The organism is Streptomyces sp. NPDC093795 (assembly GCF_044764665.1).
Classification (GTDB): domain Bacteria; phylum Actinomycetota; class Actinomycetes; order Streptomycetales; family Streptomycetaceae; genus Streptomyces.
In genome coordinates, this window is the sequence record NZ_JBIWIO010000002.1 from 588797 (window position 1) to 611404 (window position 22608).

At 73.8% G+C, this 22608-nt stretch carries 15 protein-coding genes; 8 read left to right on the plus strand and 7 right to left on the minus strand.

Annotated features, from left to right (window positions below):
- Positions 1-159: 159 nt before the first annotated feature.
- From ACIRB7_RS07675 to ACIRB7_RS07685, 3 genes are read left to right on the plus strand one after another with little or no spacing between them, the layout of a single operon-like run.
- Complete coding sequence (locus ACIRB7_RS07675; RefSeq protein ID WP_403594404.1) at positions 160-1452, plus strand: uracil-xanthine permease family protein; 1293 nt, start codon at positions 160-162, stop codon at positions 1450-1452.
- Positions 1449-2867 carry an amidohydrolase family protein gene (locus tag ACIRB7_RS07680; RefSeq protein WP_403593774.1) on the plus strand — a complete coding sequence of 473 codons (1419 nt, stop codon included), beginning with the start codon at positions 1449-1451 and terminating at the stop codon, positions 2865-2867. The genes ACIRB7_RS07675 and ACIRB7_RS07680 overlap by 4 nt, the downstream gene beginning before the upstream one ends.
- On the plus strand, positions 2864-3574 hold the full coding sequence (locus ACIRB7_RS07685; protein WP_403593776.1) for a sulfite exporter TauE/SafE family protein: 711 nt from the start codon (positions 2864-2866) through the stop codon (positions 3572-3574). The genes ACIRB7_RS07680 and ACIRB7_RS07685 overlap by 4 nt, the downstream gene beginning before the upstream one ends.
- Here ACIRB7_RS07685 and ACIRB7_RS07690 read toward each other — a convergent pair.
- From ACIRB7_RS07690 to ACIRB7_RS07700, 3 genes are all read right to left on the minus strand, one after another.
- A complete protein-coding gene (locus ACIRB7_RS07690) occupies positions 3558-4601 on the minus strand; it encodes a substrate-binding domain-containing protein (RefSeq protein WP_403593779.1) in 1044 nt (347 codons plus the stop codon). The two genes, ACIRB7_RS07685 and ACIRB7_RS07690, sit on opposite strands and share 17 nt — an antisense overlap.
- Before the next feature lie 161 nt (positions 4602-4762).
- On the minus strand, positions 4763-6820 hold the full coding sequence (locus ACIRB7_RS07695) for a phosphocholine-specific phospholipase C (protein ID WP_403593781.1): 2058 nt from the start codon (positions 6818-6820) through the stop codon (positions 4763-4765).
- A gap of 287 nt (positions 6821-7107) precedes the next feature.
- Positions 7108-7524 (minus strand): organic hydroperoxide resistance protein, encoded by a 417-nt coding sequence (locus ACIRB7_RS07700; RefSeq protein ID WP_403593784.1) that lies wholly within the window; start codon positions 7522-7524, stop codon positions 7108-7110.
- Positions 7525-7650: 126 nt separating this feature from the next.
- Between ACIRB7_RS07700 and ACIRB7_RS07705 the strand changes: the two genes are divergently transcribed.
- A complete protein-coding gene (locus ACIRB7_RS07705) occupies positions 7651-8133 on the plus strand; it encodes a MarR family winged helix-turn-helix transcriptional regulator (RefSeq protein WP_403593787.1) in 483 nt (160 codons plus the stop codon).
- Positions 8134-8254: 121 nt separating this feature from the next.
- On the opposite strand, the gene ACIRB7_RS07710 is transcribed toward ACIRB7_RS07705, so the two are convergent.
- From ACIRB7_RS07710 to ACIRB7_RS07720, 3 genes are all read right to left on the minus strand, one after another.
- Positions 8255-9766 carry an MFS transporter gene (locus ACIRB7_RS07710; protein WP_403593790.1) on the minus strand — a complete coding sequence of 504 codons (1512 nt, stop codon included), beginning with the start codon at positions 9764-9766 and terminating at the stop codon, positions 8255-8257.
- Positions 9763-10467: an NAD(P)H oxidoreductase gene (locus ACIRB7_RS07715; RefSeq protein ID WP_403593793.1), complete on the minus strand. Its 705-nt coding sequence runs from the start codon at positions 10465-10467 to the stop codon at positions 9763-9765. Before ACIRB7_RS07715 ends, ACIRB7_RS07710 begins: the two co-directional genes overlap by 4 nt.
- 107 nt (positions 10468-10574) lie before the next feature.
- The gene (locus ACIRB7_RS07720; protein WP_403593795.1) at positions 10575-11342 is read right to left on the minus strand and encodes an SDR family oxidoreductase; all 768 of its coding nucleotides are present in this window, start codon (positions 11340-11342) and stop codon (positions 10575-10577) included.
- A 288-nt stretch (positions 11343-11630) separates the two neighbouring features.
- Here ACIRB7_RS07720 and ACIRB7_RS07725 point away from each other — a divergent pair, with 288 nt between their 5' ends.
- From ACIRB7_RS07725 to ACIRB7_RS07740, 4 genes are all read left to right on the plus strand, one after another.
- Positions 11631-15104: a BTAD domain-containing putative transcriptional regulator gene (locus tag ACIRB7_RS07725; RefSeq protein WP_403593798.1), complete on the plus strand. Its 3474-nt coding sequence runs from the start codon at positions 11631-11633 to the stop codon at positions 15102-15104.
- A 336-nt stretch (positions 15105-15440) separates the two neighbouring features.
- The gene (locus ACIRB7_RS07730) at positions 15441-15893 is read left to right on the plus strand and encodes a GNAT family N-acetyltransferase (RefSeq protein WP_403593801.1); all 453 of its coding nucleotides are present in this window, start codon (positions 15441-15443) and stop codon (positions 15891-15893) included.
- Positions 15894-15985: 92 nt separating this feature from the next.
- Positions 15986-17182, plus strand: coding sequence for an MFS transporter (locus ACIRB7_RS07735; protein WP_403594407.1), 1197 nt, complete (start codon positions 15986-15988; stop codon positions 17180-17182).
- Between the two features lie 155 nt (positions 17183-17337).
- The gene (locus tag ACIRB7_RS07740; protein WP_403593804.1) at positions 17338-21030 is read left to right on the plus strand and encodes a S8 family serine peptidase; all 3693 of its coding nucleotides are present in this window, start codon (positions 17338-17340) and stop codon (positions 21028-21030) included.
- Between the two features lie 108 nt (positions 21031-21138).
- Here the strand turns inward: ACIRB7_RS07740 and ACIRB7_RS07745 are convergent, their stop codons facing one another.
- The gene (locus ACIRB7_RS07745; protein ID WP_403593807.1) at positions 21139-22587 is read right to left on the minus strand and encodes an acyl-CoA synthetase; all 1449 of its coding nucleotides are present in this window, start codon (positions 22585-22587) and stop codon (positions 21139-21141) included.
- Between the last annotated feature and the right edge of the window lie 21 nt (positions 22588-22608).

Below are 22608 nucleotides of genomic sequence, written 5' to 3' on the forward strand. Positions count from 1 at the left end.
TGGAGCTCGAACGTGTCCAGTCACCGCCAGCCCGCCCCCGGCACGGACCAACCACCGACGCCGGAGCCCACCCCGCCCCCCGCCGCTCACGACGAAGCCCGGCACCCCGTCGGCCACCCCGTCGCCCACCCCGTCGACGAGTCACGCCCGCTCGGGCGGATCATCCTCTTCGGGGTCCAGCACGTCCTCGTCATGGCCGCCACCCCCATCTCGGCGATCTTCCTGATGAGCGCCACCCTCCGCCTCGACCCCGGCCTGACGGTCAATCTGCTCTCCGCGGCGTTCGTGCTCTCCGGCGTCGGGTCGCTGATCCAGTCGCTCGGGCCGTGGAAGTTCGGTCCCCGGCTGCCGTTCGTGATGCTGCCCGGCGGCGCGCCGCTCATCCTGTTCATCGCCATCGCCGAGCAGCACGGCCTGCGCACCGCCACCGGCGCGGTCATCCTCACCGCGGCCTTCTACTTCGTCGTCCTGCCGGTCTTCTCACGGCTGCTCAGGTTCTTCCCCGCCCTGGTCATCGGCACCATGATCGTCATCGTCGGGGTCAACCTGGTGAAGGTCGGCGCGGTCCTCGTCACCGGCCGGCCCGGCGAGCCCGGGTTCGCGGACACGACGAACCTGGCGCTCGGCATGGCGACGATCGGGTTCACCGTCGTCTTCTACCTGCTGTTCACCGGAATCCTGCGGCAGCTCGCCGTGATGCTCGGCCTGGTCGCCGGCACCGTGCTCGCCGCGTTCCTCGGCCGCTTCGCCCTCGACGGCGGCGCCGAGGGCGGTCTGGTCAGCCTGCCGCAGCTGATGCCCTTCGGCTCACCCCAGTTCAGCCTGATCGCCGCGCTGCCGCTGATGCTCTACAGCCTCGCCTCCATGGCGGAGGCCACCGGCCAGACGGTCATCAACGCCGAGGCCGTCGGCAAGGAGATCGACCCGCGCACCGACGTCCCCAAGACCGTCCGCGGTGATGCGCTGACCTCGCTCTTCGGCGGGTTCTTCGGACTGCCGCTGATGGTGACCAGCGGCGAGAACATCGGCATCGTCCGGGTCACCGGCGTCCGCAGCCGCTTCGTCACCGCCGCCGCCGGTGTGGTCCTCATCGTCATCGGATTCCTCGCCCCGGTGACCCACGCGATCAGCGTCGTCCCGTCCGCCGTGGTCGGCGGCACGGCCATGGTCGTCTTCGCGGTGATCACCGTGCTCGGCGTGCAGATGCTCGGCCGCTCCGACCTCGACAAGCACACCAGCACGTTCATCTGCGCCGTCGCCCTGGCGCTCGGCCTGCTGCCGATCCTCATCCCCGGCGTGTACGCCGGCTTCCCGCCGAACGCCCGCATCCTCCTCGAAAGCGGCGTCGCCGTCGGCGCGTTCGTCGCCGCCGTCCTCAACATCCTGTTCCACCACGTCCGGCCGCGCGTCGCCGCCCGGCTGACCCCCATCCGCACGGAAAGCGACCGATGAACCAGCTCACCCGCGAGCCCCTCGAATCCCCCGGCCCGCTCCTCCTCGTACCCGACGCCGTGCTGCTGCCGGAAGGACCCGCCGACGGATACGCGGTGGTCGTCGCCGACGGCTCCTTCCGCGCCGTCGGACCCGCCGAGGAACTGGCGCGTACGCATCCGCGGCTCGACGCCGTACGGCTGCCCGGCCAACTCCTGATGCCCGGCTTCGTCGACGCCCACCACCATCTGACCCAGAGCTTCGGCTCCGCCCTCGCCTTCGGGGAACCGTCGGAGATATTCCGCAGGGTCTGGGTCCCGCTGGAAGGAGCGCTTGACGAGGAATCGGCCTATGTCGCGGCCAAACTGGCGGCGTTGGAGGCCCTGCGCGGCGGCTTCACCACCGTCACCGACGCCGGTACGCGCGCCGCCGTGGACGTCGACGTCGTCGCGTCGGCCGCTCGCGACGCCGGAATCCGCTGCGTACTCGGCCTCGTCTGCAACGACGCCGAGAGCGACACCCCCGGTGACGCCGACGAGACGACGCGCGCCACCGCCGTCCTCGAAAGCGCCGAGAAGCACCTCGCCCGGTACGACGGCGACCCCCTGGTGCACCCCTCGCTCGCCGTCTCCATCCCCGAAGCGGCCACCTCCACGACGCTCCACCGCACCGCACGTCTCGCCGCTGAAGCCGGGGCGATCGTCCAGATCCACGTCAACGAACACCTGGCCGGTGTCGAGCGCTCCCTCGTACGGCACGGACTGCGCCCGCTCGAGTACCTGCACCGGATCGGCGCGCTCGGCCCCCAACTGCTCGCCGCCCACGCCACCCTGCTCACCCCCCGCGAACTGACCCTGCTCGCCGACACCGGGACCGCCGTCAGCTACAACCCGGTGGCCAGCGCCTGGAAGGGAAACGCCGTCGCACCGGCCACCGCCATGGCCGAGCGCGGCATCCGCTTCGGGCTCGGCACCGACGGCACCCGCGGCGACGGATTCCGGCTCGCGGACGCGGCCGAGTTCGCCCAGCGGATCGCCTACGGTCTCGCCACCGGCGACTCGTCGTGCGGCGCCGGCTGGACCTGGCTCGAACACGCCACCGCCGGCGGCGCCGACGCGGTCGGCCTCGGCGCGCGCACCGGCACCGTCGCCGAAGGACGGGCCGCGGACTTCCTCCTCGTCGACCTCACCGCCCCCGAGACCGCGCTCTCCTGGGACGTGCCGTGGGAGCTGGTGCGCCGGGGCAACCGCGACCAGATCACCGCCGTGTTCGTCGCCGGACAGCTGCGTCTGTGGCGCGGCCGCCCCACCGGCTGGGACGGCCCCGCGCTCGTGCGGCAGGCGGCCGAACTGGCCCGTGCCGCAGTCGAGAAGGCGCCCATCACCCGCGTACACCCCACGTCCACGGCGGCACGGCGGCGGAGCACCGCCCTGTGAGTACGGAAGCACTCGCCGTCCTCGCCGTCACGGTGGCCGTCGCCGCGTTCGTCCAGGGCAGCAGCGGTCTCGGCTTCGCCCTGATCGTCGCGCCCGTGGCCGGGATCCTCGACCCCGGTCTGCTCCCGGTGTTCGTCCTCGCGGCCATGATCCCGCTCAACCTGTACGTAGCCTGGCGCGAACGCGCCTCGATCGACCTGCGCGGCGCGGGCTGGATCACCGCGGCGCGGCTGGCCGCCACACCCGCCGGGCTCGCGCTGCTCTGGCTGATACCGGATCGCAGCATCGGCCTGTTCGTGGGCATCGCGACGGTGTTGGCCGCCGTCGTGAGCCTCGCCGCACCCGCCTTCGCGCCCGGCCGGGCGGCCTACCTCGGCGCGGGCGTGGTGACCGGCCTCACGGAGACCGCGACCGGCGTCGGCGGCCCCCCGCTCGCACTCGTCTACCAGCACCGGCCGCCCGCGGAGCTGCGTTCGACCGTGGCGGCCTGCTTCCTCGTCGGGGAAGTGGCGTCGCTCGGGCTGCTGTTCGCGACGGGGGAGGGCGAGCCAGGAGACCTGGGGCTCGCGGCGGCGCTGCTGCCGGTGATCGCCGTCGGCGCGTGGCTGAGCCGACTGGTGCACCACCGGCTCGACGCGCGCAGGATGCGGCTGTGCGTACTCGTCTTCGCCCTGGTCTCCGGGCTCGTGCTCATGCTCGGGCTGTGACCCGGAGCGACGACGCCCGCGCGATGACCTGCGGCTCGGGCACCGTCACCACCGTGGTGGCGGCGCTCTCGCCGCGCAGCCGGCCGATCAGCAGCTCCACCGCGTCGGCCGCCGCCCGGTCCAGGTGGAGGTCCACGGCGGTCAGCGGCGGCTCGCAGGTCCGCGCACGCAGCCCGTCGTACCGGGTGACGACCATGACGTCGCCCGGTACGGACCGTCCGCTGTCCCGGATCGCCCGCACCGCGCCCACCGCGAACGCGTCCACCAGCGCGCAGACCGCGTCGGTCCCGGGGTGCTCGGCGAGCAGGGCGGCACAGCGTTCGTACCCGGCCTGCTCGCCGCCCGCCTCGGGGGCGCTCGCCACGACGGGCGCCCAGCCGTACCGCTCGGCGACCCGCTCGTAGGCGGCGAGCGCGTCGACCGACGAGTGACGGGAACCGGATCCGACGATCAGCGCGGGCCGCTCGGCACCCTGCTCGCGCAGATGAGCGAGGAGCAACTCCGCGACGAGACCGCCGCGCAGATCGACGTACGGCGACGTGTCGTCCGGCGACACCGGCCGGCCGAGCGAGACGTAGGGCAGGCCCCGCTCCCTCAACTGCGCCGCCGCCGCGTCGTCCACGTCCGGCTCGACGACGATGGCCCCGTCGATGTCGACGGAGTACAGCGCGGACCCCGACTGCACGGGCGGGACGAGCACCAGTGCGTAGTCGTGCAGCAGGGCGCTCTCCGCGGCCGCGGCGGCGATCTCCATGTAGAACCCGAGCCTCGACGGCCCGCCGGCCACCGCGAACGGCATCGAGGAGGCGAGCGCGATGGCCTTCGCCTCCCCCCGGCGCAGCCGCTGGGCCCGCAGGTTGGGCCGGTATCCGAGCTCGGCGGCGACCTGCCTGATGCGCTCCCTGGTCCGCGGATCGACCTTGCCGATCCCGTTGAGGGCGTGGGACACCGTCGTACGCGACACCCCGGCGACGCGCGCGACGTCCGCGATCGTCGGTGGCCGCGATCCGGGACCGGATGTTCGCATCGACGGGCGCTCCTTGCTGGCTGAGGACGGGGCACCCATCTTCGCCTACCGGCCTCCAGGGCCGGCGTCCGTGCGGCCGTACCGGTCGATCAGGCCCCGGATCCGGCGCCCCCTGGCCGCGGCCGGTTCCCCGCGCCGGCGGCGAGCCAGGGGGCGTGCGGTCAGTACGTGAGGATGCCCGGGTCCGAGACGCCTGCGGTGCCGGTCTCCACGTGGCCCGCCAGGCGGCGGAGGAAGTCCGGGGAGGTGGTGGTCGTGAGCGTCACGTCGTACCAGCGGCCGGAGGCGGAGAGGTTCACCGTGTGGGTGACCGTCGCTCCCTTCGGGACCGACACCGTCTGGGGGGTGCCCGCGTATGCGTTGGTCACCGTCAGGGTGACGTCGGCAGCCGTGGCGTTGGTGAGCGTGAGGTCCAGGTTGCCCGTGGTGGCGTTGTGGCGGGCCTTGATCTCCGGGACCGGTGTCTTGCCCGGGGAGCGGAAGCGGCGGAGGAAGCCGTTGGGGCCGTGGACCGTGAGGTCGGTGAGGTCCTTGGAGTACTTCGTGTTCCAGGTGTCCGTGAGGGACTTGTTGGCTTCGGTCGTGTACGTCCACGGCGCGTCCGTGCGGTTCGCCGACGTCACGTAGAACTGGGCGCCCGCCGACGGGCCGCCGCTGAAGGTGAGGCGGTAGGTGCCCGCCGTGGTGTCCGCCGCGCCGTCCACGTACGGGGCGTACTTCAGCGGGCGGGTGCGCTTGCCGCCCGGTTCCTGCCGGGGCATCGTGCCGACGGCCGGGGCGGTGGCCAGGAAGTCGGGGTGGCGGGCGCGGTCCGGCGGGTAGTAGCCGTCGGTCGGCGGGAGCGGCGCGGCCTGGGTGTCCGTACGCGTGAAGTCGAAGGCGGACGTCAGGTCGCCGCAGACCGCCCGGCGCCACGGCGAGATCTGCGGCTCGTGGACGCCGAAGCGGCGCTCCATGAAGCGGATGACCGAGGTGTGGTCGAAGGTCTCGGAGCAGGCGTAGCCGCCCTTCGACCAGGGCGAGACGACGATCATCGGGACGCGCGGGCCGAGGCCGTAGGGGCCGGCCACGTACCCCGTCTTCCCCGGGAAGTGGTCCAGGGCGGTCGGGGTCGTGGAGAGACCCTGCGCCGCCGAGGCCGGGACGTACGGCGGGACGACGTGGTCGAAGAAGCCGTCGTTCTCGTCGTACGTGATGAACAGGGCCGTACGGGCCCACACGTCCGGGTTCGACGTCAGCGCGTCCAGGACCTGCGCGATGTACCAGGCGCCGTAGTTCGACGGCCAGTTGGAGTGCTCCGAGAAGGCCTCGGGGGCCGCGATCCAGGAGACCTTCGGCAGTCGGCCGGCCTGGACGTCGGCCCGGAGGTCGGCGAGGTAGCTGTCGCCCTTCGACGCGTCCGTGCCCGTGCGCGCCTTGTCGTACAGCGGGTTGCCGGGCTGGGCGTTCCGGTAGGTGTTGAAGTAGAGGAGGGAGTTGTCGCCGTAGTTGCCCCGGTAGGCGTCGTTGATCCAGCCCCAGTGGCCGGCGGCGTTCAGGCCGTCGCCGATGTCCTGGTAGACCCGCCAGGAGATCCCGGCCGCTTCGAGGCGTTCCGGGTACGTCTTCCAGCCGTATCCCGCCTCGGCGTTGTTGAGGACCGGGCCGCCGCCCGTGCCGTCGTTGCCCGTGTGGCCGGTCCACATGTAGTAGCGGTTCGGGTCGGTCGAGCCGATGAACGAGCAGTGGTACGCGTCGCAGACCGTGAAGGCGTCGGCGAGCGCGTAGTGGAAGGGGATGTCCTCGCGGGTGAGGTACGCCATGGTGGCCGGGGTCTTCGCCGGTATCCACTGGTCGTACTTGCCCTTGTTGAAGGCCTTCTGGCCGCCCGCCCAGTCGTGGTTCAGGCCCTGGAGGAACTCCATGCCGAGGTCGTCGCTCGGCGGCCGGAAGGGCAGGGTGACCTTTCCGCTGTTCGCCTGGTTCCAGACCGACTTGCCGCTGGGGAGGGTGACCGGACGCGGGTCGCCGAAGCCCCGTACGCCCTTCATCGCCCCGAAGTAGTGGTCGAAGGAACGATTCTCCTGCATGAGGACGACAATGTGCTCGATGTCCTGGATCGTGCCGGTGGCGCCTTGCGCCGGGATGGCGGCGGCGCGCGCGATGCTCTCGGAGAGCATCGCGAACGCGGCGGTTCCGCCGGCGAGTTGAAGGAACCGGCGGCGGTCGAGGTCGGCCATGGGGGGTTCTCCTCCGGTGAGTACGGGCACGGGTGCGGGTGCGGGTGCGGGTGCGGCGCGGGTGCAGTGCGCGTGCGGTGCGGTGCGTGTGCGTTGCAGTGCTGTGCGCGTGCGACTGCCGGGTACCTCCCCGCGGGCGCCCCAAGGACAGCGCCCGCGGGTCACCGCCCGGCAGCCGTCCCATGGCTGCCCGCGGTACGGCGGACGAACCCCCCGTGCCGCTGTGTGAAAGCCCCGGTGCGCACGGGGCGCACCGGGGCTTTCACACAGGAGGAGGACGACTGTGCCTACTCGACGACGAGCTCGACCTCGATGTTGCCCCGCGTCGCCTTCGAGTACGGGCAGAACGCGTGGGTCTTCTTCAGGAGGACGGCGCCCGCCTCGCCCTGGAGGTGGTCCGGGAACTCGGCGCGCATGACGACCGCAAGGCCGAAGCCGCCGTCCGCGGGGTCCTTGCCGATGGAGACCTCGGCCGTGATCGAGGCGTCGGTGATGTCGATCTTCTCCTGGCGGGCGACCACGCCCATCGCGCTGGCGAAGCAGGCCGCGTACCCGGCGGCGAAGAGCTGCTCGGGGTTGGTGCCCTGGCCGTTGCCGCCGAGGGCCTGGGGGTGGGCGAGGGGGAGGTCGATGTGGCCGTCGGAGCTGACGGCGCGGCCCTCGCGGCCGTTGGCGGTGGCGACTGCGGTGTAGATCGCGTCCATGGTTCTTCCGTTCCTGTCCTCGGGGTGCCGGGTGCTGCCGTACTGCTGCTGCCCTCCATTAGTAGCGCACTATTCAGTTGTGCACAACTCAATCGCGTGTGAGCTGTCCTCGCGTATCCTGGGCGCATGGAGACGCTCGACACGGTCCCGGACGAGGAGTTCCTCCGGCTCGACCACCAGATCTGCTTCTCGCTGCACGCGGCGACCCGTGCCTTCAACGGCGTCTACCGCGATGCCCTCAAGGAGCTGGGGCTCACCTACCCCCAGTACCTCGTCATGCTCGTCCTCTGGGAACACGGCGAGCTGCCCGTCAAGGGCATCGGCGAACGACTCCGGCTCGACTCCGGCACCCTGTCTCCGCTGCTCAAGCGCCTGGAGGCGGCCGGATACGTCGAGCGGCGCCGCAGCCCCGAGGACGAGCGGTCCGTCACCGTACGGCCCACCGCCGACGGGGCCGCGCTGAAGGCGAAGGCCCGCGCCGTACCGCGCCGGATCGCCGTCGCCACCGGCCTCGACCTGGAGGAGATCCGCGAGCTGCGGGAGCGGCTCGACGCGCTGGCCGTCCGGCTCGACGGCGTCGACCCGGACGCCCTCGCGTCCTGCGGCTAGGGCGGCCACCAGGGCCTGGGGGATCAGGCCCGTCCGGACAGCGCGCGGCCCCGGCCGGAGTCTTCCGGTCGGGGCCGAGATCGCGAGGATGGCGGGCGGGTGGGTCCGGCGGGCGGGTTCCTCAGGTGCGGGGGACCTTGCGGAGCAGGGTGAGCACCACCGCCGCCGTCACCAGGGCGAAGACCGCGCTCAGCGCCGACGCCGAGTGCAGGGCCGTCGTGAACGCCTCCCGGGCCTGCTCCCGCAGCCCCTCGTCCGGCAGGGCGAGCGCCGCGCCCACGCTCTCGTGGGCCGCGGCCGGCGCGTCCGCCGGGACACCGCCCCGGTAGACGGCCACCGCCACGCTCCCGGTGACCGCGATGCCCAGGGCGAGCCCCAGGTCGTACGCCGTCTGGCCGGTCGCCGCCGCCGCGCCCGCCTTCTCGGGCGGGGCGGAGCCGACCGCGAGCGCCGTGCCGAGGACGCTGATCGGCGCCGCACCGAACGTGATCACCGCGAGCCCCAGGGCGATCACCGTCACCCCTTCGGACAGCGCGATCACCGCGTACCCGGCGAGCGAGCCGGCGAGCCCGCCGGCGAGTACGTACGCCGGGCGCGTCCGGCGCGCCACGAACGGGGTCAGCTGCGAACCCGCGATCAGACCCGCCGCCCCCGGCAGCAGCCACAGCCCCGCGTCGGGCGGCGACAGCCCCGCCACCGCCTGGAGGTACTGCGGGACCAGGTACTCGACGCCGTTGAGCGCGGTCATCCCCAGGAGCAGGGTGAGCAGCGCGCCCGTGAAGGCCCGGTTCCGGAAGAGCCGCAGGTCGAGGAGGGGGGATTCCAGCCGGTTCTGACGGCGGACGAAGAGGGTCGTGAAGGCCGCGCCCAGGGCGAAGGCGAGCGCCGCCCCGGCCGTCGGGCCGTCCGCGGCCAGCGGCTTCACGCCGTACACCAGCGGCAGGATCGCGAGGAGGAAGAGCAGCACGCTCGCCGGGTCGAGCCGGCCGGGCTTCGGGGCCCGGTACTCGGGGAGCAGCAGCGGCGCCGTGACCAGGGCGATCAGCATGACCGGCAGGCCCATCAGGAAGACCGAGCCCCACCACCAGGAGGCGAGCAGCACCCCGCCGATCACCGGTCCGACCGCGAGCCCCACCGAGAGGGCGGTCACCCACATCGCGATGGCCGTGGCTCGCTGCCGGGCATCCGCGAACATGTGGCTGATCAGGGCGAGCGTCGAGGGCAGGACCGCCGCCCCGGCGATGCCGAGGAGGGCGCGGGCCGCGATCAGCGTCCCGGCGTTCGGGGCGTACGCGGCGAGGAGCGAGGCGAGCAGGAAGCCGGCCGAACCGGCCATCAGGAGCCGGCGGCGGCCGAGCCGGTCCCCGAGCGTGCCCATGATCACGAGGGTGGCGGCGGTGAGGAAGCCGTAGATGTCGGTGATCCAGAGCAACTGGGCGCCGCTGGGCCGCAGGTCCGCCGAGAGGTACGGGGTGGCCAGCCACAGCACACCCAGGTCGGCGGTCATCAGGGTGACGGGCAGGAGGAGGACGGCGAGGCCGAGCCACTGGCGGGCCCCGGCCCGGGGCGGCGCCGATGCGGGCGCCGCACCCGGTTCCGGCGTCGCGGTGTTCTCCGCGAGGGTCGTGGTCATCGGGCCGGCTCCTCGTTCAGGGTGTTCGGGGCGGGGCTCGCGGTGGTGTCGGGTGTGGTCGTGGCGGTGTCGGGCTTGGTCGTGGTGGTGCCTTCGGCGGTGAGCAGTTCCTCCGTCACCGCCCGCTCGGCCTCGTCGAGCAGTTCGGTGACCCGGCCCGCACGCAACTCCGCCGGGGTGCCGGAGAGTTCGGTGCCGTGCAGGACGCGGAGCCTGGCGTCGGGGAGTCCGCAGAACGTGGAGATGCCGGTCACCAACATCAGACCGAGGGCGTCGGTCATGCCGAGCTGCTCGATCTCCTCCGGAGTGCCGCCCATCAGGGCCAGCCAGAGCAGCCGCTTCCCGGCCAGCCGGGGGCGGCTCCGGCCGTAGGCGAAGCCGTAGTTCCACACCCGGTCGATCCAGCCCTTGAGGATGGCCGGCGGGGTGAACCACCAGACCGGGAAGACGACCACGATGTCGTCGGCGGCCAGCACGCGGTCCATGTGGGCCTGGACCACGGGGGAGTAGACCTTCTCGCGGTTCTCCCAGTCCGGCTCGTCCTCCGGGCGGAGCGCCGGGTCGAACCCCTCGGCGTACAGGTCGAGTACGTCGACGGTGCCGCCCTCCTTCGTGAGCCGGGCGTGCACGCGCTCGGCGACCTGGGCGGTGAGGGAGTCGGTACGGGGGTGGGCGAGGACGAGGAGCGTATGGGGTGCCATGACCTGGGGTTCCTTCGGACGGGGGAGGAGCAGGGTGGGTTCGTGCGGGGGACGGGGCGGGCCCGGGGTGGTCGGGGGCCCGCCCGTGGGCGTCCTGCACGGGGCGGTCAGAGCCCGAGGCCGGAGCCGCCGCTCGCGTCGATGTTCTGGCCGGTGACCCAGCGGGCGTCGTCGGAGGCGAGGAAGGCGACGACATCGGCCACGTCCCCCGGCTGTCCCACCCGGTTGAAGGCGGAGAAGCCGACGGCGTGCGCCTTGGCGGCCGCGTCGGCCATCCACGGGTGGATGTCGGTCTCGATGGTGCCCGGCGAGACCGCGTTGACCGTGATGCCCCGGGAGCCGAGGGTCTTGGCGAGGGTCAGGGTCAGCACCTCGACGGCGCCCTTGGACGCGGCGTACGAGGTCATGCCCGGGAAGGCGACCTTGGTGACCCCGGAGGAGATGTTGAGGATCCGACCGCCGTCGCGGAGCCGGTCGAGGCCCTTCTGGATGATGAAGAACGGCGCCTTGGCGTTGACCGCGAACACCCGGTCGTAGGCGGCCTCGTCGACCTCGTGGATCAGGCCGGGACCGGCGATCCCGGCGTTGTTGACCAGGATGTCGAGACCGTGATCGCCCTCGGTCGCCGCGTCGAAGGCGGCCCAGAGCGCGTCGGCGTCCCCCGGGACACCCAGCTCGGTACGGAGGGCGAAGGCGGAGCCGCCGGCCGCCTCGATCGCGTCGACCGTCTCCTTCGCGGCGGTCTCGTTGGAGGCGTAGTGGACGCCGACGCGGGCGCCGTCGGCGGCGAGGCGGAGGGCGATCGCCCGGCCGATGCCGCGACTGCCGCCGGTGACGAGGGCGGTCTTGCCGGCGAGGGGCTCGGTGCTGCTCATGTCCTGCTCCCTGGTGTTCTTCGTGTGTCGCTTCCTGCTGACAGGGATGACTCTGGCGGCCGGGTGTTCGGGGACGGCTCGGGTTCTGTTCGGGCGGGGGTCGGGCGGGGGTCGGGCTTGGCTCGGGTTGGGAACGGGCCGGGTTCGGGCCGGGTTCGGGCCGGGGTTCGGGCCGGGGTCGGGCCGGGGTCGGGCCGGGTTCGCGTGTGGAACGGGCCTGTTCGGACCGGCTCGGACCGGCTCGGGGCGGCTCGGGGCGGGTGACCGGAGCCGCGTTACGGTGGCCGTATGCGATTCGCGGTGCTGGGGGAGACGGCCGTACGGACCGAGGACGGCACGCCCGTCCGGGTCCCCGAGCTGAAGGTGCGGGCCCTGCTCGCCGCGCTTCTCGTCGACGCGGGACGGCCGGTCGCCGCGTACCGTCTCGTCGACTGCCTCTGGGGCGACGAACCGCCCGGCAACCCGCTCCGCGCCCTCCAGGCCAAGGTCTCCCAGCTGCGCCGCGCCCTGGAGGAGGCCGAGCCCGGCGGACGCGAACTCGTCGTCACCCGGGCGCCCGGCTACCTCCTCGACGTACCCGAAGGGGCCCTGGACGCCCACCGGTTCGCGCGGCTCGCCGCACAGGCCCGGGACGCCGCCGACCCGCGGGCCAGGGCGGAGCTGCTCGGTGAGGCGCTCGGACTGTGGCGGGGCCCGGCCTTCGCCGACTTCGCGGAGGAGCCGTTCGTACGGGGCGCGGCGGACCGCCTGGAGGAGGAGCGGCTCGCCGTACGCGAGACCCTCGCGGAGGCGCGGCTCGAAGCCGGGGAACACGGCGTGCTGGTGGGGGAGTTGGCGGAGCTGGTCGCCCGGCATCCGCTGCGGGAGCGCCTGCGGGGCGTACAGTTGCGCGCCCTGTACCGGGCGGGGCGGCAGAGCGAGGCGCTGGCGGGTTACGAGGAGCTGCGCACCCTTCTCGCCGACGAACTGGGGGTCGACCCCAGCCCCGAACTGGCCGCGCTCCACACGGCGATGCTCCGCCAGGACCCGGCCCTCTCGGCGCCCGGACCCACCCTCCCGGAGCCCCGGCCGGCGGCGGCGGCCGTCGGCCCCGTGCGGGGCAATCTGACCGCGCCGCTCACCGGGATCGTCGGCCGGGACGCGGCCGTCGCGGAGGTACGGGGGCTGCTCACCGAGCGGCGGCTCGTCACCCTCACCGGGCCCGGCGGCGTCGGGAAGACCCGGCTGGCCGTGGAGGCGGCCGGGCAAATGAGGGAGGAGTTCGCGGACGGGGTGTGGCTCGTCGAGTTCGCCGGCGCGCGCGGGGAACTCGCCGAGGTCGTCGCGGCCGCGCTCGAACTCCGCGACGACGGTGTGTGGGGGTTGCGGCCGGAGGGTGAGCGGCCGCTCACGACGGCGGAACGGCTCGCCGAGGTCCTGCGCGGGAGACGGACCCTGCTCGTCCTCGACAACTGCGAACACGTCGTCGACGAGGCCGCGTCCCTCGCCGAACTGCTGTTGCGCACCGCGCCGGGGCTCGTCGTCCTGACGACCAGTCAGGAGCCCCTCGCACTGGCGGGCGAGACGCTCTGGGCGGTGGAGCCGCTCGACGGAGCGGGGGCGATCGAGCTGTTCACGGCGCGGGCGGCGGCGTCCGCACCCGGGTTCGGGTCCGGCGCAGCGCTCGACCCCGCCGCCCAGGAGGCGGTCCGGGCCATCTGCCGCCGCCTCGACGGCATCCCCCTCGCCCTGGAACTGGCCGCGACCCGCGTCCGCGCCCTCGGCGTGCACGGTCTCCTGGAACGGCTCGACGACCGCTTCCGGCTGCTCGACGCGGGCCTGCGCGGCGCGCCCGCCCGGCAGCAGACCCTGCGCGCGGTCATCGACTGGAGCTGGGACCTCCTCGGCGAACCCGAACGGACGGTGCTGCGCCGCCTGGCGATCCACGCGGAGGGCTGCTCACTGCGAGCGGCGGAGGAGGTCTGCGCGGAACCGGACGGGGCCGGATACGGCGGGGCTGGGGTGGGCGTAACCGTCCCGAGTGGGGTGGGAGCGGGCGGGGCAGCCCCGGGTGCGGCCGGAGTGGGCGCGGCAGGCCCGGGTGCGGCCGAAGTGGGCGCGGCAGCCCCGCATGTGGCCGGACTCGGCGTGGCCGACCCAGGCGCGGTCGGATCTGGCGTGACTGCCCCAGCCGTGGCCCGCGCCGACGTGCTCGGGCTGCTCGTGCGGCTCGTGGACCGGTCGCTCGTCGTGGCCGTCGAAGGGCCGGACGGGCCCCGCTACCGGCTCCTTGAGTCCGTCGCCGCCTACAGCCTCGACCGGCTGCGGGACGCGGGCGAGGCCGAGGCCGTACGCACCCGCCACCTCGCCCACTACCTCCGCCTCGCCGAGGACGCCGGGCCCGCACTGCGCGGCCCTGACCAGCGCCGCGCCCTCGCCCGCCTCGACGCGGAGACCCCGAACCTGCGGGCCGCCCTGGACCGCGCGCTCGCCGCCCCCGCCACCGGGCGGAGCGCCGAGGTGGCACTCCGCCTCGTCGACGCGCTCGCCTGGTACTGGATCATGCGCGGCCGCCTCGGCGAGGCGCTCCGCTCGGCGACGGCGGCGCTTCGGCCGATCCCGGAGGAGGCCGCGGCGCCCGAACTCGTCGCGCTGCGCGCCCGCGTGGAGGTCTGGCGTACGGGCCTCACGATCATGGGCGGCGACGGAACGGACCGGCGACGCCGGATCGCCGAGGCCCTCACGGCGTACGACGGGGCGACGGGCGAGCCCGGGGACGCGCCCGGCAGCCCCTGGGCCCGCTGGTTCCTCGCCCACGCGCTCTGCGGGACCGGCAGCCAGAGCGAGGGCGGTGACCTCACCCGGCAGGCCCTCGACGGCTTCCGGGCCCACGGGGACCGCTGGGGCGAGGCGGCGGCCCTCGCGGACCGCTCGGTGCAGCGGCTGCTCGCCGGTGACGTGGCGGGCGCGGAGGAGCACGCGGCACGGTCGGACGCGCTGTTCGAGGAGCTGGGGGACGCGTGCTGCCGGCTGTGGGCGGTGTACCCGCTGGCGACGGTCGCGGAGATCCGCGGGGAGTACGAGCGGGCCGACCGGCTCAAGCGGGCGGGTCTGGCGGCGGCGGAGGGCTTCGGCCTGACGACCGAGGTGCCCGACCTGCTGGCCGGGATCGGGCGTACGGCCCTGCTCAGGGGCGATCTCGCCGAGGCGCGGGCGTACCACGCGGCGGCGCGGGAGCGGGCCGCCGAGGTCGGGTTCCGCGCCGGTGAGATCAACGCGGTCCTCGGGCTCGGCCTGGGCGCCCGGCGCGAGGGCCTCTTCGAGGAGGCCGAGCGGCACATGCGGGAGGTCCTCGACTGGCACCGTGCGGTCGGCCTCGACAGCGCCAACGCGCTGATCCTGGCCGAGCTGGGCTTCTCGGCGCTCGCGCGCGGCGATGTGGCGGAGGCGCTGAGGCTCCAGGAGGAGGGGTACGAGACCGCGTCGGCCTCGGGTGACCCCCGGGCCCTCGCGCTCGCCCTGGAGGGCCTGGCCTCGGCGCACGCCCCGGCCGGGCGGGCCAGGGAGGCGGCGGTCCTCCTGGGCGCGGCGACCGCGCTGCGCGCCTCGACGGGCGCGCCGCTGGCCGCGGCGGAACGCGCGGACGTCGACCGCACGGAGGAGGCGGCCCGTACGGCCCTGGGCGCCCCGGCCTACACGACGGCCTTCACCTACGGGACGAACCTGCCCCCCGAGTCGGCGACAAGGGAGGCGGCCACCCTACGAGCGACGGTCTCGCCCTGAAGGTCGGCGCCTCGCCTTGCGGCGCCCTGCCTGGCGGCGGTAGCCCCCGCCTTGCGGCGCCCTGCCTGGCGGCGGTAGCCCCCGCCTTGCGGCGCCTTGCCTTGCGGCGCCTTGCCTTGCGGTGCCTTGCCTTGCGGTGCCTTGCCTTGCGGCGCCTTGCCTTGCGGCGCCTTGCCTTGCGGCGCCTTGCCTTGCGGCGCCCCGCCTTGCGGCGGTACGTCCCGCCTGCCGGCCCCCCCCAGCCCGGCAACGCCGCCCACCACCCGACGGCAGCGCCGCCCCGCCTCCCCCCAAACCGTAAGGACCACAAGTCCACCCCGCCCCTATACTCTCCCCATGCCCGACGACGACATCACCATCCGGCGTGCCACCGCCGACGACTCCAAGCGGCTCACCCGGCTTGTGCGGGCCTCCAAGGCCTATCGGGGGGACTATGCCGCCATGGTCGCCGGATACCAGGTCGGCGGTTCGTACATCGAGCACCACCTCGTCTTCGTCGCCGTCGACGCGAGCGACCGCGTCCTCGGGTTCTACGCGCTCCTCGTCGACGCGGCCGAACTCGACCTCGCCTTCGTCGCCGACAGCGCCCAGGGCCTCGGCATCGGGCGGCTGCTCATGCGGCACATGACCGGGCAGGCCAGGGACGCCGGGCTCCACGCCGTGCGGGTCGTCTCGCATCCGCCGGCCGAGGAGTTCTACCTGCGGACCGGCGCCGTCCGCACCGGCACCGTGCCGCCCACCGCCCACATCCACTGGGACCGCCCCGAACTGCGGTACGACGTCGCGTGACCACCACCCAGAAAGGCCGCGAAGGCCGCGAAGGCCGCGAGGACCGCGAACAGCAGCGAGGCCGCCACAGGCTCTTCGCCGACCTCACCCCCCTGCGGACCTCCGCGCACTACCGCCGCCTCTGGTTCGGCAGCACCGTGTCCTGGGTCGGGCAGGGCATGACGACCCTCGCCGTCTCCCTCCAGGTGTACGACATCACCCGCTCGCCCTTCTCCGTCGGGCTCGTCGGGCTCTTCTCCCTCGTCCCGCTCGTCGTCTTCGGTCTGTACGGCGGCGCCATCGCCGACACCGTCGACCGCCGCAAGCTCGGCCTCCACAGCGCCTGCGGCTCCGCCGTCCTGTCGGTCGCGCTCGCCGCCGCCGCGTTCGCCGGCTTCCACCGCGTCTGGTTCCTGTACGGGATCGTCGCCCTCCAAGCCGTGTGCGCCGCGCTCAACTCGCCCGCCCGCTCCTCGATGATCCCCCGGCTCCTGCCGCCCGAGCAGCTGCGCGCCGCGAACGCGCTCAACTCGATGGTCACGACGTTCGGCATGCTCGTCGGCCCGAGCCTCGGCGGCCTGATCGTCGGATTCGCCGGCTTCCAGACCGCGTACCTGATCGACGCCCTCGCCTTCTCCGCGAGTCTCTACGCCATGTGGCGCCTCCCGTCGATGCTCCCGGACCGGACCGGCGGCAAGAGGGCCTCGGTCCTCGACGGGCTGCGGTTCCTCGCCACCCGCCCCAACCTGCGTATGACCTTCTTCTCCGACTTCTGCGCGATGATCCTCGCCCACCCCCGGGCGCTGTTCCCGGCCGTCGCCGTCCTCTGGTACGGCGGTGACGCGAAGACCGCCGGACTCCTGGTGGCGGCCCCCGCGTTCGGCGCGCTCCTCGGCGGGGTGCTCTCCGGCTGGCAGGGCCGTATCCGCCACCACGGGCAGGCGATCCTCATCGCGGTCGCCTGCTGGGGCACCGCCATCGCCGTCTTCGGACTGACCCGGAACCTGTGGCTCGGGCTGCTCCTGCTCGCCCTCGCGGGCTACTCCGACACCGTCTCGATGATCTTCCGGAACACGATGATGCAGGTCGCCGCCCCGGACGAGATGCGCGGCCGGCTCCAGGGCGTCTTCATCGTCGTCGTCGCGGGCGGGCCCCGGCTCGGGGACTTCCTCGCGGGCTCGGTCGCCGACCTGACCTCACCTGCCGTCGCCATCACGGGCGGCGGCATCGCCTGCGTCCTCGCGGTCGGCGCCCTCGCCCTCCACGGGCGCGGTTTCCGCCGGTACGACGCGCTCGACCCGACTCCGTGAGCGATTCGCCCCGAACGGCACGACCTGACCTGGCGGTTGACCGCCACGGCACATAACCGCCAGGAGCAACCGGAGTCAACTCCCGCCCCCAGGGCCAAGACTCCTCGCGGCACCCGGAAACACCCCCGACCCCGGGTCCGCGAGGAGTTCGAACGATGACGTCGAGGTCCACACCCTTCGACAGAGGGAGGGCCGCGCTGCTCGCCGCGGGCGTCTCCCTCGTGATGCTCTCGGCCGGGCAGACCGCCGCCGCCGGGACCACCACCCTCTCCGCCGTACCGGACACCTTCAAGAGCACGGCGACGAGCGCCACCGTCACCCTCGTCACGGGCGACCGCGTGACCCTCACCGGCCTCGGCGGCGGGCAGCAGACCGTCACCGTCGACCGGGCCGAGGGCGCCACCGGCGCCGTACGCAGCCAGATCGTCGACGGCCGGGTCACCGTCGTCCCCGACGAGGCCCGCCCCTACCTCGCCTCCGGCGCGCTCGACCCGCGCCTCTTCGACGTCACCGGCCTCGTCGAGCAGGGCGTCACCGGCGAACTCCCGCTGATCGTCACGTACGGCTCCCGAAACGCGAGGGCCGCCGCCCCCGCCCCGCGCGGCGCCGAGACCGTCCGCCCGCTGCCCAGCATCGGCGGCGCCGCCGTCACCGCCACCGACCCCGCCGCCTTCTGGCGTGGCTTCACCGGGAAGACCCCGAACGCCCGCGCCGCCACCCCCGTCAAGGTCTGGCTCGACGGCCGGGTCGAGGCCGCCATGGCCGACTCCAACGCCCAGATCGGCACCCCGAAGGCCTGGGAGGCCGGCCTCACCGGCAAGGGCGTCAAGGTCGCCGTCCTCGACACCGGCGCCGACCTCGGACACCCCGACCTCGCGGGCCGGGTCGCCGAGTCGAAGTCCTTCATCGAGGGCCAGGAGGTCGCCGACCGCGACGGCCACGGCACGCACGTCGCCTCCACCGTCGGCGGCAGCGGCGCGGGCTCCGACGGCAAGGAGAAGGGCGTCGCCCCCGGCGCCACCCTCGCCGTCGGCAAGGTGCTCAGCGACGAGGGCTCCGGCACCGAGTCGCAGATCATCGCCGGCATGGAATGGGCCGCCAAGGACATCGACGCGAAGATCGTCTCGATGAGCCTCGGCTCGCGCGAACCGAGCGACGGCACCGACCCGATGGCCCAGGCCGTCAACACCCTGTCCGCCGAGACCGGCGCCCTCTTCGTCATCGCCGCCGGCAACTCCGGCGCCCCCGGCTCCATCGGCTCGCCCGGCGCCGCCGACTCCGCGCTCACCGTCGGCGCCGTCGACTCCGCCGACGAGGCCGCGTACTTCACCAGCCAGGGCCCCCGCTACGGCGACCAGGCCCTCAAGCCCGACCTGTCGGCCCCCGGCGTCGGCATCCTCGCGGCCCGCTCCCAGCTCGCCGAGGGCAGCGGCCTCTACACCTCCATGAGCGGTACGTCGATGGCGACCCCGCACATCGCCGGTGTCGCCGCCCTGCTCGCCGAGAAGCACCCCGACTGGACCGGCGCCCGGCTCAAGGACGCGCTGATGTCCTCGTCGAAGACGCTCGACGCCTCGCCGTACGCGCTCGGCGCCGGACGGGTCGACGTGGCCGCCGCGATCTCCGCGGACATCACCGCGACCGGCTCCGCCGACCTCGGCTTCGTCGCCTGGCCCTACGAGTCGAACAAGCCGGTCGCCAAGACCGTCACATACACCAACTCCTCAGACACCGCAGTCGAGTTGAACCTGACCGTGGAGGGCATACCGGCCGGGGTCGCCGCCCTCGCCGACACCACCCTCACCGTCCCCGCCCACGGCTCCGCGAGCACCACCGTCACCGGCGACGGCTCCAAGGCGCCCGTCGGCCAGTCCTCCGGCCGTATCACCGCGACCGCCGGCGGCGCGCCCGTCGCGCACACCGCGCTCGGCCTGGTGAAGGAGGAGGAGCGCTACACCCTCACGGTCCACGTCAAGGACCGCGACGGCGCCCCCACCCCCGCCCACCTCGGCGTGCAGAAGCTCGCGAAGAACGAGGACCCGTTCCCGGCCACGGTCGGCGAGACCGGCACCCTCGAACTGCGCCTCAAGCCCGGCACGTACACCGTCGACACCTTCCTCGACGTGCGCGGCTCCCACGGCGAGGACTCCCTCGGCCTCGGCTTCCTCACCGAGCCGGAGATCACCCTCGACCGCGACCGCGAGATCACCCTCGACGGGCGGCAACTGCGCGAGATCCGCGCCGAGGTCGAGAAGCGCACCGAGACCCGGCAGCTCCTCATGGAGTTCGACCGGGACGCGAACGGCGCCTCCTACGGCGGAGCCGTCCAGGTCCCGCCGATGTACGACTCGATCTTCGCGGCGCCCACCCGTGAGCCCGCCACCGGCACCTTCGAGTACCGGACCGTCTGGCGCCTCGGCAAGCCGATGCTGGAGACGACCGTCGACGGCCGCCTGCTCTCCGGCGCCACCCCGCAGGCCGGTGCCACCCTCCTGGAGGGCCGCCACCGCCTCGGCCTCGTCGACGCGGGCACCGGCACCCCCGCCGAGTACACGGGGAAGAACGCCACCGGCAAGGCCGTCCTCGTCCGGCTGACCGACGGCGCCGACCCGACGGAACTCGCCCAGACCGCCCAGGACGCGGGCGCCAAGGCCCTGTTCGTCACCGACGACCGGCCGGGCCGCCTCATGAAGTGGTTCGGCACCGCCGACTACGAGGACCGGCCGCTCGCCGTCGCCACCGTGAACACCGCCGACGCCCGGCGCCTCGCGGCCGGCGCGGCGCGAGGCCTGCGCGTCGACCTGACCGGCACCCGCTTCACCCCGTTCACGTACGACCTCTCCGAGGGCCACCCCGGCGCCATCGGCAAGGACCTCGTCTTCCGTCCCGACGAGGACGAACTCGCCACCATCCGCTCCACCTTCCACGCGCCCACCAAGCGCGAGGAACTGGGCGGCGAGTTCCGCTACTCGATCACCGACACCTTCCCCATCGGCTTCGGCTTCAAGGAGTGGATCTCCTTCCCGACCGAGCGCACCGAGTACGTCTCCACCGGCACCGGCCAGCGCTGGCACGAGTCCGTCGACCTCGGCGACTCCCTGGAGCAGCGGTCCGGCACCCCGTCCTACCGGGGCGGCAGCCGGGTGAACCTCGACTGGTTCGGCCCCGTCTGGCACCCGTGGCTGGGCACCGGCCTCGGCTGGGGCCAGCAGCGCACCGGGAACGACCTGCGCTTCAACACCCCGGGCTGGGGCGACTCCGGCACCGACCACACCGGCTTCGGCAACGTGTGGAACGACGGCTCGATGACCCAGTTCACCGAGGTGTACGTCGACGGCGTCCGCGTCGACCGGAAGATGAGCTCCGGCGCCTACGCCTGGGACGCCCCGGCGGCGGAGGCCACGTACAAGGTCGTCACCGAGACCGCGCTCGACCAGGACCGCTGGCGGCTCGGGACCAAGGGCCGCAGCGAGTGGACCTTCCGCTCCGCCGAGACCCCGTCCGACCGGATCACGTACCTGCCGATGCTCAACCTCGGCTTCGACGTGGACACCGACCTGCACGGTGACGTCCGCGCCGGGGGCAGACTGCCCGTCGGGATCTTCGCCGAGTACGTCGAGGGCGCGACCGGCACCGGCACCATCGGCGGCGGCAGCCTGGAGGTCTCCTACGACGAGGGCGCGACCTGGACGAAGGTCGCCCTCAAGAAGGCGCGGCACGGCGCCGCCTGGGACGGCGAGCTGCGGATCCCGTCCGGGGCGGACTCCGTCTCGCTGCGGGCCGGCGCGAGCGACGACCGGGGCGGCTCCGTGAAGCAGGAGCTGATCCGCGCGGTCGGCGTGAAGTAGGCGGCGTGATCCGCGCCGTCGGCGTGAAGCAGTCGGCGTGAAGTAGAGGCACGCAGCCGAGAGGCACGAGGCCGGGCACCCTCCTCCGGGGGAGGGCGCCCGGCCTCTTCAGGCCGGCTGTCGCAGCGCCTTCTTCAGAACCTTGCCCATGTCGTTACGGGGGAGCGCGTCGAGAAAGCGCACCACCCGGGGCCGCTTGTGCGGTGCGAGCAGCCGCGCCACGTGGTCGGCGAGCTCCGCCGCCGGCGGGGGCGACATTGCGTCCGCCGGCACCACCCAGGCCACGATCCGCTCGCCCAGATCGGGGTCGGGCTCGCCGGTGACGGCCGCCTCGCGCACCCCGGGGTGGTCGAGGAGGGCGTTCTCTATCTCACCCGCCCCGATCTTGTAACCGCCGCTCTTGATCAGGTCGGTGGCCTTGCGGCCCACCAGGCGTATCGTTCCGCCGGGCTCACGGACCGCCACGTCGCCGGTGCGGAACCAGTCGCCGTCGAAGGCCCCAGCCGTCGCCTCCGGCCGGTTCAGATAGCCGGAGAACAGGTTCGGGCCGCGCACCTGCACCTCACCGACGGTCTCCCCGTCGCACTCCTCCCGTACGGAACCGTCCTCGTCCACGAGCCGCAGCTCCACCCCCGCGAGCGGCACCCCGACGGTCCCCGGCTGCGGCCCGGCGCCCGGCCGCACGCTGGTGTTCATGAGCGTCTCCGTCATCCCGTACCGCTCCACGACCGTCCGGCCCGTCGCCGCCGCGATCCGCTCGTGGTCGTGGACCGGCAGCGCCGCCGACCCCGACACGAGGAGCCGCGCCCCCGTCATCGCCGCGACGAGCGCCGAATCGTGGGCGAGCGCGTCCGCGAGCCGGTGGTACATGGTCGGTACGCCGAACAGCATGGTGCCGCCCCCGGCACCCAGCTCCCGTGCCACGCCCTCCACCGAGAACCCGCCCAGGTGCCGGACCTCGCCGCCCCGCCGCAGCGGCCCCAGGATCCCGAGGATCAGCCCGTGGACGTGGAACAGCGGCAGCGCGTGCACGAGGACGTCGTCGGCCGTCCAGGACCAGGCATCGGCGAGCGCGTCGAGGGAGGAGGCGATCGCCCGGTGGGAGAGCAGGACGCCCTTCGGGGGGCCGGTGGTGCCGGAGGTGTAGACGATGAGGGCGGGGGATTCGGGATCGGCCGGTCCACCGGGCGCCGGGTCGCCGCTCGCGGTGAGCTCCACGTCGATCCGGGGGAGGCGCGCGAGTCCGGGCGGCGGCTCGTCGCCGGGCGCCGTGAGGACCGCGTCGGGCGCGCTGTCACCGAGGATGTGCGCCAGTTCCCGCTCGCCGGTGCGCGGGTTGAGCGGTACGGCGGGCACGCCCGCGAGCAGGGCGCCGACGACGGCGACGGCCGTGTGGGCGGTGGGGGTCGCCCAGACGGCGACCCGGCTCGCGCCTCCGATCCGGGCTGCCAGGGCCCCGGCGGCCCGCGCCAGTTCGCCGTACGTGAGGCGGTCCGCGCCGCAGCGCAGGGCGGGCCGGTCGGACGGGGCCGCAAGGGCCGGGAAGAGCGCACTCACCGGTCGTACTCCTCGGGTCGG